This is a genomic window from Pseudomonas sp. TNT2022 ID1044 (genome assembly GCF_028656895.1).
GTDB classification, from domain to species: Bacteria; Pseudomonadota; Gammaproteobacteria; order Pseudomonadales; family Pseudomonadaceae; genus Aquipseudomonas; species Aquipseudomonas reinekei.
In genome coordinates this window covers 64,877-77,886 of record NZ_JAMDHB010000010.1, presented here as the reverse complement: position 1 = coordinate 77,886, position 13,010 = coordinate 64,877, and the positions used below count along the sequence as shown (strand labels likewise).

9 protein-coding genes are annotated in these 13,010 nt (G+C 61.9%); 2 read left to right on the top strand and 7 right to left on the bottom strand.

Annotated elements, in window-relative coordinates:
* Nucleotides 1-16: 16 nt before the first annotated feature.
* The 4 genes from M5G20_RS15210 to ptsP all read right to left on the bottom strand — a co-directional run bounded on the left by M5G20_RS15210 (nt 17) and on the right by ptsP (nt 7,247).
* Nucleotides 17-1,558: an alkaline phosphatase D family protein gene (locus tag M5G20_RS15210; RefSeq protein WP_273919751.1), complete on the bottom strand. Its 1,542-nt coding sequence runs from the start codon at nt 1,556-1,558 to the stop codon at nt 17-19.
* 135 nt (nt 1,559-1,693) lie between these two features.
* The gene (locus M5G20_RS15205; RefSeq protein ID WP_273919750.1) at nt 1,694-3,433 is read right to left on the bottom strand and encodes a PTS fructose-like transporter subunit IIB; all 1,740 of its coding nucleotides are present in this window, start codon (nt 3,431-3,433) and stop codon (nt 1,694-1,696) included.
* An 11-nt stretch (nt 3,434-3,444) separates the two neighbouring features.
* Nucleotides 3,445-4,386 carry a 1-phosphofructokinase gene (pfkB, locus tag M5G20_RS15200; protein WP_273919749.1) on the bottom strand — a complete coding sequence of 314 codons (942 nt, stop codon included), beginning with the start codon at nt 4,384-4,386 and terminating at the stop codon, nt 3,445-3,447.
* Entirely contained in the window at nt 4,386-7,247 is a 2,862-nt protein-coding gene (gene ptsP / locus M5G20_RS15195; RefSeq protein WP_273919748.1) for a phosphoenolpyruvate--protein phosphotransferase, read from the bottom strand. Before ptsP ends, pfkB begins: the two co-directional genes overlap by 1 nt.
* A gap of 292 nt (nt 7,248-7,539) precedes the next feature.
* Here ptsP and cra point away from each other — a divergent pair, with 292 nt between their 5' ends.
* Complete coding sequence (gene cra / locus M5G20_RS15190) at nt 7,540-8,535, top strand: catabolite repressor/activator (RefSeq protein WP_273919746.1); 996 nt, start codon at nt 7,540-7,542, stop codon at nt 8,533-8,535.
* A 3-nt stretch (nt 8,536-8,538) separates the two neighbouring features.
* A complete protein-coding gene (locus M5G20_RS15185) occupies nt 8,539-9,315 on the top strand; it encodes a TatD family hydrolase (RefSeq protein ID WP_273919744.1) in 777 nt (258 codons plus the stop codon).
* A 39-nt stretch (nt 9,316-9,354) separates the two neighbouring features.
* On the opposite strand, the gene M5G20_RS15180 is transcribed toward M5G20_RS15185, so the two are convergent.
* From M5G20_RS15180 to ampD, 3 genes are all read right to left on the bottom strand, one after another.
* Complete coding sequence (locus M5G20_RS15180; RefSeq protein ID WP_273919743.1) at nt 9,355-11,385, bottom strand: methyl-accepting chemotaxis protein; 2,031 nt, start codon at nt 11,383-11,385, stop codon at nt 9,355-9,357.
* A gap of 179 nt (nt 11,386-11,564) precedes the next feature.
* Complete coding sequence (gene ampE / locus M5G20_RS15175; RefSeq protein WP_273919742.1) at nt 11,565-12,401, bottom strand: regulatory signaling modulator protein AmpE; 837 nt, start codon at nt 12,399-12,401, stop codon at nt 11,565-11,567.
* Nucleotides 12,398-12,958, bottom strand: coding sequence for a 1,6-anhydro-N-acetylmuramyl-L-alanine amidase AmpD (gene ampD, locus M5G20_RS15170; protein WP_273919741.1), 561 nt, complete (start codon nt 12,956-12,958; stop codon nt 12,398-12,400). The genes ampE and ampD overlap by 4 nt, the downstream gene beginning before the upstream one ends.
* Between the last annotated feature and the right edge of the window lie 52 nt (nt 12,959-13,010).

The following is a 13,010-nucleotide window of genomic DNA, read 5'->3' as shown; positions in this document are numbered from 1 at the left end:
GGGCTGTGTCGTCGGGTCAAACCGGCTGCAGTTTTTGCTCAAACACCGCCACCCCATCCAGATCCCGCAACACCACGCTCAACTCCCCGCTCTGCCCCTCGATATTCACCTCACCAAAAAACTGAAACCCGGCAAACGGTGACGTGTTCTGCGCGGGCGGTGCCTTCTGGAACACCACTTGCGGGCCGAACGTTTTATCCAGCGGATTGGGCCCGTAGCTCCCGGCGTTCAGGGGACCTGCGACGAATTCCCAAAACGGTTCGAAGTCCTGAATCGCGGCACGCTCCGGATGGTAATGGTGGACCGCGCAATAGTGCACATCCGCCGTCAGCCAGACGAAGTTGCGCACCTGCTGCGCCCGCAGAAAGCCCAGCAGCTCGGCGATTTCCAGCTCGCGCCCCTGGGCCGGTCCCGGATCGCCATTGGCCACCGCCTCCCAGCGTGCAACACCGGGGCTGACCTCGCCATCGGGCACGCCGAGTCCGATGGGCATGTCGGCGGCGATGATTTTCCATTGGGCCCTGGAGGCTTTGAGCGACGCCTTCAGCCAGTCCAGTTGCTCTCGCCCGAGGAAAGGTTTGGCGTCACCGAGGTTGTCATCATTGGCCTCGCGATAGCTGCGCATGTCGAGCACGAACACATCGAGCAACGGCCCGTAACTGAGCTGGCGATAAATCCGCCCGCCGCCATCGGCGCTCTGCAAACGCATCGGTGCATATTCGAGCCAGGCCTGACGCGCACGGCCCACCAGGCTGTGGATATCTTTGCTCTTGTAACGCTCATCCAGTTGCTTGCCCGGCGACCAGTTGTTCACCACTTCGTGGTCGTCCCACTGCCAGATCTGCGGTACTTCGGCGTTGAAGCGACGGATGTTTTCGTCCATCAGGTTGTAGCGGTAATTGCCGCGATAATCGTCCAGGGTTTCGGCGACTTTGCTCTTGGCTTCGGTGGTGATGTTGCGCCACACGCGACCGCTTTCGGTGGTGAGTTGGGCCGGCACGGGGCCGTCGGCGTAGATGGTGTCGCCGCTGTGGATAAAAAAGTCCGGCAGGCGCAAGCGCATGGCTTCGTAGATGCGCATGCCACCGATGTCGGGATTGATGCCATAGCCCTGGCCGACGGTGTCGCCACTCCAGACGAAGCGAATATCGCGGCGGGTTTGCGGCACGCTGCGCAAGTGGCCGAACCACGGTTCGCTGGCGACACCGCTTTGGGCGTCTTCAAATCGTACGCGGTAGAAAATGGCCTGATCGGCGGGCAACCCGGTCAGCTCGACACGGGCGGTGAAGTCGGTGCGGGCATCGGCCAGCGCCGAGACGAATCGCCGTGGGTTGGGAAACAGACTGCGAGTGTCCCACTCCACCACCATCCGCGCCGGTCGGTCACTGCGACTCCAGATGATTGCACGGTCACCGAGCAGGTCGCCCGACTGCACGCCATCGGTGAGTTGCGGTCGATCCTTGACCGAGGCGATGACCGCAGGCGCCAACCCCGGCAACAGCAGCCCGGCGCCAACGGCTTGCATCACACGCCGGCGGCCAAGGTTGAAATCGCTCATGGTGTTCTCCCTGGAAAAGGAAAAACTAAAACACGCAGGCATGACCTGGATGTGACATCGACCGTGCAGGAGCCGGCTTGCTGGCGATGGCGATATGAAAACCGCTATCGCCAGCAAGCCGGCTCCTACAAAGGATTACGCGCTGACGGGTTCTACCGCCAATTCCACCACTTCTGGTCGCTTCACCAGCGCATACACCACCGCCGTCAACAGACTCCCGGCGACAATCGCCAGCAGATACAGCAACGCATGATTGATCGCATTCGGGATCAGCAGCACGAACAAACCACCGTGGGGCGCCATCAACTTGCAGCCGAAATACATCGACAACGCGCCGGTTAGCGCACCACCGGCAATGCTCGCCGGGATCACTCGCAGCGGATCTTTCGCAGCAAACGGAATCGCCCCTTCGGAGATGAAGCACAAACCCAACACCAGCGCCGCTTTACCCGCCTCGCGCTCGGTCTGGGCGAACTTGCGCCGGGCGATCAACGTGGCGATGCCCAGACCAATCGGCGGCACCATGCCGGCGGCCATGGTCGCGGCCATCGGCGCATAACTCTGCGAAGCCAACAGCCCCACCGAGAACGCATAGGCGGCCTTGTTGATCGGCCCACCGAGGTCGACGCACATCATTCCGCCCAGCAGCACACCGAGCAGAATCGCGTTGGTGGTGCCCATGCTGTCGAGGAATTGCGTGAGCCCGGCAAGCATGCCGGCCACTGGTTTACCGACGACGTAAATCATCACCAGACCGGTGAACAAACTGGCCAGCAGCGGGATGATCAAAATCGGTTTCAACGCCTCGAGGCTTTGCGGCAACCGCGCATAACGATTGATCGCCTGCGCCGCGTAACCGGCGATGAAACCGGCGATGATCCCGCCAATAAAACCCGCGCCCAGGGTACTCGCCAACAGTCCGCCGATCATCCCCGGCGCCAGGCCCGGCCGGTCGGCAATCGAGTAGGCGATGTAACCCGCCAGCAGCGGCACCATCAGTTTGAACGCCGTGTCACCGCCGATTTGCATCAGCGCCGCCGCGAGTGTGCCCTCTTCCTTGAACGCGGTGATACCGAACACGAATGACAAGGCGATCATCAAACCGCCCGCCACCACCATCGGCAACATGAACGACACGCCGGTCAGCAGGTGTTTATAGACGCCGGTTTTCTCTTGTCTGGCCGGGCCTTTGGCGCCGCTGGCTGCGCTTTCCTGGGTGCCTTCGGCGAGGGCTTTGTTCAGGGTCGCTTCGGCTTGCTTGAGGGCGATGCCGGTGCCGCAACGGTAAATCTTCTTGCCGGCGAAACGCTCGGTGGCGACTTCGATGTCCGCCGCCAGCAGCACCACATCGGCATCGGCGATGGCCTGCGCGCTCAACGGATTGCGCGCGCCGACCGACCCCTGGGTTTCCACCTGCAGGTCATAGCCCAAACGCTTGGCCGCTTGCTGCAACGCTTCGGCGGCCATGAAGGTGTGGGCGACACCGGTCGGACACGCGGTGATCGCGACCAGGCGCGGCGCATTTTTTGCGGTCTCTACCGGTTCAGCGATGGCTTCAGCGGCGAGGTAAACCTGCGCCTCTTCGGCCCCGCGACGCAGCACTGACTCCACATCTTGCAGGGCCAGGGCCGGGGTGCTCTGGTAGACGCGTTTGCCGACGAATCGCGACATGTCCACCGGGGCACTGGTGACCAACAAGACCCACTCGGCGGCTTCAATCGTGGCTGCCGACATTTGCCGTTCGGGATGTGCAGCATCGCTGATTTCGACACTGGTGCTCCAACCCTGGCGCTGGGCTGCGGCATCCAGCAAGCGAGCGCACAGCACACTGGTGACCATGCCGTTCGGGCAGGCAGTAACAATGGCTAACTTCATGACCAACCCTCTTATTGTTCTGTCAGGGGACGCACGCGCACACCCTGTTCGAGCTGCGCCAGGTGCGCCGCATCGCTGATTCCGAAACCGATCTGGGTAACCGCCATTGCGGCAATCGCCGTGGCCGTGCGCAAGGTTTGCTCGGGCGTGTCGGCGCTGACCAATCCGTGAAGGATGCCGGCCAGCAACGAATCGCCCGCGCCCACCGTGCTGGCGACGCTGACCTTGGGCGGCGTGGCATGCAGCGCCGAGCCGACACTGAACCAGTTGACGCCCTCGGCACCGTGGGAGATCACCACATGCTCGATGCCCTGAGCGTGCAAACGGCTGGCGGCTTGCGCCTGGGCCAGGACCGAAACCGCTTCGCTGCCCAGCACTTCGGCCAGCTCTTCGCTGTTGGGCTTGATCAGCCATGGGCCGGCATTGAGCGCGGCGCGCAATGCTTCGCCGCTGGTGTCGAGGGCGACTTTCAAACCAAGGTTTTTCAGGCGCATGATCAGCGCCTGCAACCACTGCGGGCTGACACCTTGCGGCAGACTGCCGGCCACGACGACGGCGTCATGCCCCGGCGCAATCTGATCGAGGCGTTCGAGCAGCGCCTGCTGCGCCGCCGCGCCGACCATCGGTCCCGGACCATTGAGGTCGGTGATGCGACCGTCGCTTTCCGCCAGTTTGATATTGCTGCGGGTTTCGCCGGGAACGCGGATGAACGCATCGACAAAACCACGCCTGGCGAACAGGGTTTCGAACGCTTGCAGATTGTCCTCACCGAGAAAACCACTGACCGTCAGCTGATGCCCGAGGTCCGCCAGCACCTGCGCCACGTTCACCCCTTTGCCGGCAGCGTGGGTGTGCATGGTGTCGCTGCGGTTGACCTGACCGGGCTCCAGTCGCGACAACTCGACAGTGAGGTCGAGCGCCGGGTTGAGGGTCAGGGTAAGAATCCGGGCCATTACAGGGCCTCCACTAAGGCGCGCACGTCATTGGCGCTGCCCACGGCGAGCGCCTCTCGGGCAAGCATTTGAGTCTGGGCGAGGCTGAGTTCGCGAATCCGCGCCTTGACCTCGGCGATGCTGCGACCACCGACACTGAGTTCATCCACACCGAGGCCAACCAGCACCGGCACGGCCAGGGGATCCGCCGCCAATTCGCCGCACACGCCGACCCATTTACCGTGGGCATGGGCCGCGCGCACGGTGATGTCGATCAGTTGCAGCACCGCCGGGTGCAAGCCATCGGCCTGGGCGGAAAGCGTCGGATGACCACGGTCGATGGCCAGGGTGTACTGCGTCAGGTCGTTGGTGCCGACGCTGAAGAAATCGACTTCCTTGGCCAGCACCGGCGCCAGCAATGCCGCCGACGGCACTTCGATCATGATCCCCAGCTGCAGGTCCGCGACCGGGATTTCCAGGCGCAAGCGTTCAGTCATGTCTCGCGCCTGGCGCCACTCATCGACGCTGCCGACCATGGGAAACATGATGCGCAACGGACGGTTGTCGGCGGCGCGCAGCAAGGCGCGCAATTGCGCTTCCATGATCTGCGGACGTTGCAGGGTCAGGCGAATGCCGCGCACGCCGAGGAACGGGTTTTCTTCCTTGGCAATCGGCCAATAGGGCAGCGGTTTGTCGCCGCCGACATCGAGGGTACGCACCACCAGCGGCCTTCCGGCGAGGCCGTCAAGGACGCGGCGGTATTCGGCTTCCTGGGTCGCCTCGTCCGGCGCTTGCGGGTGGGCCATGAAAATCAGTTCGGTGCGCAGCAGGCCAATGCCTTCGGCGCCCTGCTCGACCGCGCCGGTCACGCCGGCGCTCTCACCAATGTTGGCAAACACTTCGACCGCATGACCGTCGGTGGTCAACGCGGGTTGATGGCGTTGTTCGGCGGCGGCCTTCAAACGCTGTTCGCGGGTATCGCGTTCTTCGGTGGCGCGTTGCAAGGTCGCGGCATCGGCATCCACGTGCAGGCGACCGCGCTGTCCGTCGATCAACAACGGCGTACCCGGCGCCAGCAACAGCACCGCCGGCCCGGCACCGACCAGTGCCGGAATCCCCAACGCTCGCGCAACAATCGCGCTGTGGGCCGTGGCGCCGCCACGGGCGGTGAGAATGCCGGCCACGCGGGTAGGATCGAGACGCGCTACATCGGACGGGCCGACTTCATCCATCACCAGAATGTACGGTTGATCCGGCTCGCTCGGGGTTACGATGCCGCACAGTTGCGCCAGCACACGCCGGCCAATGTCGCGCAAATCGGCAGCGCGTTCGGCGAGCAAGGCATCCTGCAAGGCTTCCTGCTGTTTGGCCGCGGCTTCGATCACGGACATCCACGCCGCTTCGGCGCTTTCACCCTGCTTGAGACGGCTGTCGACTTCATCGGTCAGTTCCGGATCGTCGAGCATTTCCTGATGGGTGATGAAAATCTCGCGAATAGCCTTGGCCTTGCTGCGTTCGATCAAGCCCTGAATGTCATGGCGCACCGTCGCCAGCGCTTGCTTGAGACGCTCGCGCTCGACCGCGGCCGACTCACCGCGCAGCGGGTACTCGATGGTTTGCAGGACTTGAATATGCGCCGGGCCGATGGCGATCCCCGGCGCGGCGGCGATGGCCTGCACCAGGCTGCCGGAGGCCGGCGCCAGCAGCACTTCGGCCACCTCGATAATCTCTTCCCGGGGCTGGGTCACCGGTGGCAACGGTTCGACTTCTTCACCCAGGCCTTCTTCGATCGCAGCCAACAGCGCTGGCAATGCATCGGCGGCAATAGTTGGCTCGGCGATGATTTCCAGCACTTGGCCGCGACGGGCGCCGAGGCTGAGCAACTTGCTCAAACTCTTCACCGACACTGCGCTGTCCTGACTATCGACGATGCGGACGCGAATCTCGCCGTCAAAGCTTTTGGCCAGTTGCGCAAGCATCTTCGCCGGACGCGCATGCAATCCATGGGCGTTGGCCAGCGCGATGCGCGTACTTGGCCAATCCGCCGGCACTTCACCGCCGAGCACTTCCAGCACCGCCCGGCAACTGGTGGCACGACCCAATTCATGGCCGCGACCTTCAATCAGCAAGGCGCACAGACGTTCGAGCAACGCCTGATGGGCCTCGCCCAGACTCGCCAGGCAGAACAACCCGTGCAGGGGTTGGCCGAGATAGCGCAGCGGTCTGTCCGGGGTGACAAAGGCCAGTCCCGGACGCTTCACCGTTTGCTCGCTGTGCAGCCACCACAGGCCGTCGCCCAGCGGCAGTGCTTCGACCTGTTGCAACACCGCCGAAAAACCGTTGCTCACGCAGTCGGCCTGGCGCAGCAATCGCGCACCGCGCCAGACCAGCTCTTCGAAATCTTCAGCGGCAACGCCCAGGCCAATCATCTGCGCATCCAGCGCCAACTCCTGCGGCGCGCCTTGCAACAGTTTGAGCAAGGCTTCGGCGGAACTGGCGCGTCGCAGGGCCTGCCCCAGATCGGTCTCGCCGAGGGCGCGGGTCAGCAGTTGCAACAGGCGCAGGTGTTCGTCGGATTTGGCGGCGATACCAATGGCCAGGTAAACGGTCTGCCCGTCGCCCCAATCGACGCCTTCGGGGAACTGCATCAGCCGCACACCGGTGGTAAATACCTGATCGCGGGTTTGTGGCGTACCGTGGGGAATGGCAATACCTTGACCGAGAAAGGTCGAGCCCTGGGCTTCACGGGCCTGCAGGCCGGCGAGATAACCGTCGGCCACCAGGCCGTCAGCGACCAGATGCCCGGCCAGTAATTGCAGCGCTGCGGACTTATCCACAGCCGACTGGCCCATGGAAATCTGCTCTATGGTGAGCTCGAGCATGCTTTCTCCTTTTTGGCACCTTGGGGTGCCAGGTATTGTTTTGAATGATTCAGCTTAGGCTTTTGTCTGAAAACAATCTTTGGCGGTTTTGCGGCAGAACCTGCCAAAGCCTATTTAACCCAGAAAATACGCTTGCTGAAACGTTTAATCTAGAATGATTGGCACGTTACTCGATTATGTTCCATCGTTGAAGCCCAACTTGTCGGATGCGTTGTGACCATGGTCGACTGCCCGAATCGGTTAGGATTGACGAAAATGTCGAGGCAAGCTCGAGAAAACAAGGAATTGCGGGTTGAAACTCAGTGATATAGCCCAGTTGGCCGGTGTGTCCGTTACCACCGCCAGCTACGTCATCAATGGCAAGGCCGAACAGCAACGCATCAGCAGCGCCACCGTCGAGCGTGTTCGCGCGGTGGTCGAACTGCACGGCTTCACACCCAATCCCCAGGCCGCCGGCCTGCGTAGCCGGCATACCCGGACGTTGGGCTTTATTTTGCCGGATCTGGAAAACCCCAGTTACGCGCGAATCGCCAAGCTGCTGGAACAAGGTGCGCGGGCTCGCGGATATCAGCTGCTGATCGCCAGTTCCGACGATGCGCCGGACAGCGAACGGCAATTGCTGCAACTGTTCCGCGCCCGGCGCTGTGATGCGTTGATCGTTGCCAGTTGCCTGCCACCCGGCGATGACAGCTACCGGCAATTGCAGGCCAAGGGCCTGCCGATCATCGCCATCGACCGGGTCATGGAGCCCGAACATTTCTGTTCGGTGATCAGTGACGACCGCGAAGCCAGTCTGCACCTGACCCAAAGCCTGCTCGACCCGCTGCCCAAACAGATAGCCCTGATCGGCGCGCGTCCCGAGCTGAGCATCAGCCAGGAACGCGCCGCTGGTTTCAAGGAGGCACTGACCGGCTACAACGGCGAAGTGTTGATCGAACACGGCGAGTCATTCAGCCGTGAGTGCGGCAAACAGTTGATGGAAGAATTACTTCAGCGTGTAGGGCATCTTCCCGAAGCGCTGGTGACTACGTCCTACGTCCTGCTTCAAGGCGTGTTCGACGCGCTGCACGACTTCCCGCTGAAAAACCGTCCGCTGCGCCTCGGCACTTTCGGCGATACCCAATTGCTGGACTTCCTGCCGCTGCCGGTCAATGCCATGGCGCAGCAACACCAATTGATTGCCGACAAAGCCCTGGCGCTGGCCCTGGCGGCCATCGAGCAGTCCGATTACCAACCCGGCGTGCAAGCCATTCCACGGACGTTCAAACAACGTATCCGTCAGGACTGAGCCATGGACCTGATCGACACCCACACGCACCTGGACTTTCCCGACTTCGACGCGGATCGTCAGGCGCTGATGACCGAATGCCGCGCCCTTGGGGTTCGGCAAATGGTGGTGCTGGGGGTTTATCAGGGTAATTGGCAACGGGTCTGGGAACTGGTGCAGAACGATCCCGACCTGCATGCGGCGTTCGGGTTACATCCGGTGTATCTGGACGATCATCGCCCGCAAGACTTGCGCGAACTCGGTGACTGGCTAAGCCGTCTGGCCGGTCACCGACAGTTGTGTGCGGTGGGCGAAATCGGCCTCGACTACTTCATCGAAACCCTCGACCGCGAGCGCCAGCAAGCGTTGTTCGACGCACAACTGCAACTGGCGGTGGACTTCAATCTGCCGGCACTGATTCATGTGCGACGCAGCCACGCGGCGGTGATCGCCACGCTAAAACGCTTCAAGTTGAAACGTACCGGGATCATCCACGCCTTCGCCGGCAGCAAGGAAGAGGCGCGCGAATACATCAAGCTGGGTTTCAAACTGGGTCTTGGCGGCGCCGCGACCTGGCCCCAGGCACTGCGCATGCACCGAGTACTCGCCGAGCTGCCGCTCGACTCGGTAGTGCTGGAAACCGACTCACCGGACATGGCGCCCGCCATGTTCCCCGGCCAACGCAACAGCCCGGCGCACTTGCCGGCGATCTGTGCCGCACTGGCCGGGATCATGACCATCAGCCCCGAACACCTGGCCGCCGCCAGCACGGCCAATGCCCGTGAGTTGTTCGGCTGGTAATTCCAGACAGCCCAAAACAACAGGGTCACCGGATGTTGGTCAAACGCGGAACGCGCTGATCAACTGTTTCAGCTCCACCACCTGCGCCGACAACGCGCGGCTGGCGTCCTCGGTCTGGTGCGCGCCCTCAGCGGTGCGCTCGCCGGCGCGGTTTATCTCGACGATGTTCTGATCGATGTCATGCGCCACGGCGGTTTGTTGCTCCACGGCGGCGGCGATCTGCTGGTTCTGGTCGACGATCATGCCGACTGCACCAAGGATGTTTTCCAGCGCAAGCTGGACCTTTTCCGACTGTCCCACGGTGCCATTTGCCATCTCATGGCTGACGCCCATCGCCTTGACCGCCGCACCGACACCGCCGTGCAATTTGGCAATCATCTGCTCGATCTCCTCGGTCGATTGCTGGGTGCGCTTGGCCAGGGTCCGGACCTCGTCCGCCACCACGGCAAACCCGCGCCCTTGCTCACCGGCCCGTGCCGCCTCGATCGCAGCGTTCAGCGCCAGCAGGTTGGTCTGCTCGGCGATGCTCTTGATCACTTCCAGCACGCGGCTGATGGACTGGCTGTCACTGGCCAGCTGATTGATCACCAACACCGACTGATCGATCTCACTGGCCAGCGCCGCGATGCTGCCTTGTTGGGACTGCACCAGCCCTCGCCCGCTGATGGTTTCATCGTTGACGCTGTGGGCGCTGCTGACCGCCGCGGCGGCACTGCGCGCGACTTCCAGGGACGTCGCCGACATCTGGTTCATCGCCGTCGCCACCTGTTCGATCTGCGTGCGTTGTCCGGCCACAGCCTGGTTACTTTGCGCCGAAACGCTCTCCACTTGCCCGGCCTGGCGCTCGACCTCACTGACGGTCTGCCCGACGCGTTCGATCAGGTCATGGATTTTCTTCACCGTGCCGTTGAACACCTCGCCCAACTCGCCCAACTCGTCGCGGCTATTGGCACTGAAAGTTACCGTCATGTCGCCGGCCGCCACTTTGTCCATGACCCCACCCAGACGTTTGAGGGTGGTGCGGGTGGACGCGTAGAAACCGCCGTAAAGATAGAAGATCAGGATAAACACCACCGACAACGCCACGGCCTGCAGGATCATGTGGGTGCGGTTCTGGTCCAGGCGCTGCTGCAACTGGGTGCCGAGAAACTTCAGGGTGTCTTCGTTGAGTTGGTAGGTCTGGTCCATCAAGACGGTGACCTGATCATAGAAGGCCTGCCACGGCGCATCGAGCGTGTCGGCCATCACCACCTGTTCTTCGAACAGCTCACTGGCCTTTTTCAACGACGCTCTGCTGCTGTCAGCCTGAGCAGCCAGGGTTTGCGCCGCTGCATTGCTGGAATTCGTCGCGTCTTGCAATTTCAGACCGTACTCGGCCTGGAGTTTTTCGATCTGCCCCAACAGCTCATCGAATCGGTTGCTCGACGCCGAGTTGAGAAAACCTTGCCCCAGCGAGGACGCGCCCATCGCCCGGCCTTCACCCAGAACCTGAGTGATGCGCGGCGTGACGCTGGTCACCAATTCACTGAGCTGGCGCATGTCACTTTGGTTGTCGAGGCTCAGGCCAGCCTGACTGGCAATGAGCTGACTGAAAAGCTGGGCATTACCCACCAGCTTGCCCGTCAGCGCACTTTTGCTTTGCAGGGATTTTTCCGTTTGCTGTGCCTTGAACGCGGCGATCATTTCATCGCGCTTGCCATCGAACACCGCGATTTGCTCCGGTTCGCTGCTCATCGCCGTCAGCCCTTGCAGACGCGTCAGCACGCTTTGTTCCAGGCTGTTGATCTGCGACTCGATATTCGCGGCCTTACCGGACTGGCCGAGGGCAACGTTGATCTGCACCAGATTGTTCAGGGTTTCCAGATCGCGTCGCAGCGTCAGGCTGCTGCCCAACAGGTCGAGGCTTTGCAGTTCAATCCGGGTGCCCTGGAATTCGCGATAGGAATCACGCACCAGATAGAAGTTGGTCACCAGCATTGGCACCAGGAACAGAACGCTGATCAGGCTGAACTTCATGCCGAAGCTCAGGCGATTCATTAGCGCGACGGCGGGATAGAGCAAGCTCTTCACTGGAAGTCTCCCTTGGATTTCTTATTGTTATTGGCAGGCGCAGCGAGACAGCAGATAGCCACTATTCGGCGCTATCTCTGTATAGCTTAAATCGGCAGGGGGTTTTGTAACTTAAGGTTAACGGGAGTCAAACGCGGGCCTGTGGCAGCAGACGCAGCCTGCCACAGGCATCAGAGGACTCAGGGCAGGACAGTCCACAAGGCGAAACCGGCATACCAAAGCACCGCCGCCCGCAGCAGTAACTCCCAGAGCCGGTCCAGATTATTGATGCCGTCAGGTCCGGCCACCGGCGCAGGAATTTCAGCGGCCACCCGCCCGGCCTTCTCGATCAACTGGGCGGCACTGATGTTCCAGTTCAGCAGCTCATGCAACATCACGCGGCTGACGGCGACAAAATTGCCGACCAAGGCAAAACTTGCCGCCAGCAAGCGCACCGGCACCCAATCAAAGGCGTGGCGCAATTGCCCCGCGCGCTCGACCACGGTCGGGTTTTTCCCGTGCTCTTGAGCCAAAGCCAGCAGGCGGTAGCTCAAGGCCGCGACCGGTCCCAACAGGAAGTACCAGAAAATCACCGCGAAAAAGCTTTGGTAAGCCTCCCACAGCAAATGCCCTTCAACCCGCTCCAGCAGCTGTTCGCCGCTGTCGGCGCAGATGTCCAGGTCGCGTTTGGCGACATGAGCGGCGGCTTGCAGGTCTTCCCGGCGCCAGGCATCGCGAAACGGCCCGAGACCGGCCAACAGATCACCGCGCCCCAGGCTGTAAATCACCACCAACAGGTGTACCGGCAAGGCCAGCAGACCGTAAGCCACCGGTTCAATCACCAGCAGCAGCAGGCCCAGCAGCGCAACAGGAAACAGCACCAGGATCGCCAAAACCAGCCACGGACGCTTTACCAGACGCGGGCTGTTCTCAAGCTTGTGCAGCTCGCGAACCCAGCCCGAGTCACGTTGAACCCGATGGCGCAGGGCCGAAAACTTCTCGATCCAGACCGCCAACAGCAACACCAGAAAACTCATTGTCCATCCTCATTTGCCAGGGCCGCGCGATAGCGTGCCCAGTCGAACCCCGGTCCCGGATCCGTCTTGCGTCCGGGGGCGATGTCGCTATGTCCACAGATCCGTTGTGCAGTGATCGCCGGAAACGCCGCCTGCAGCTGCCGGGTCAGGCCGGTCAACGCATCATATTGAGCATCGGTGAACGGCAGATCATCCGTGCCCTCCAGTTCGATGCCCACGGAAAAATCGTTACAGGTTTCCCGTCCCTCGAAGTTCGAAACACCAGCGTGCCAGGCGCGCTCAAGACAAGAGACAAACTGGGTGATGGCACCGTCACGTTCTATCAAAAAATGTGCGGACACCCGCAGGTCGGCAATCCCCTCAAAGTAGGGGTGCTCCGTGACATCCAGACGATTCTGGAAAAACGCCTGCACCTTGCCCGTGGCGAATTGTGCCGGCGGCAGGCTGATGTTGTGGATCACCAGCAGGGAAATTTCGCCCTCGGGGCGCGCATTGAAGTTGGGCGAGGGGCACAAACGCACGTCCTGACACCAACCGCTCGCGTGGTCCAACAGCATACCGATTCCTTCAACGACAAGTGTGTTGGCCCCCAGTATGCCGCGATAGCCC

Bases quoted from the DNA above. Each gene is read 5' to 3' on its own strand.
- M5G20_RS15210 (WP_273919751.1), bottom strand. From the start codon at position 1,558: ATGAGCGATTTCAACCTTGGCCGCCGGCGTGTGATGCAAGCCGTTGGC.
- M5G20_RS15205 (WP_273919750.1), bottom strand. From the start codon at position 3,433: ATGAAGTTAGCCATTGTTACTGCCTGCCCGAACGGCATGGTCACCAGT.
- pfkB (WP_273919749.1), bottom strand. From the start codon at position 4,386: ATGGCCCGGATTCTTACCCTGACCCTCAACCCGGCGCTCGACCTCACT.
- ptsP (WP_273919748.1), bottom strand. From the start codon at position 7,247: ATGCTCGAGCTCACCATAGAGCAGATTTCCATGGGCCAGTCGGCTGTG.
- M5G20_RS15185 (WP_273919744.1), top strand. From the start codon at position 8,539: ATGGACCTGATCGACACCCACACGCACCTGGACTTTCCCGACTTCGAC.
- ampE (WP_273919742.1), bottom strand. From the start codon at position 12,401: ATGAGTTTTCTGGTGTTGCTGTTGGCGGTCTGGATCGAGAAGTTTTCG.
- ampD (WP_273919741.1), bottom strand. From the start codon at position 12,958: ATGCTGTTGGACCACGCGAGCGGTTGGTGTCAGGACGTGCGTTTGTGC.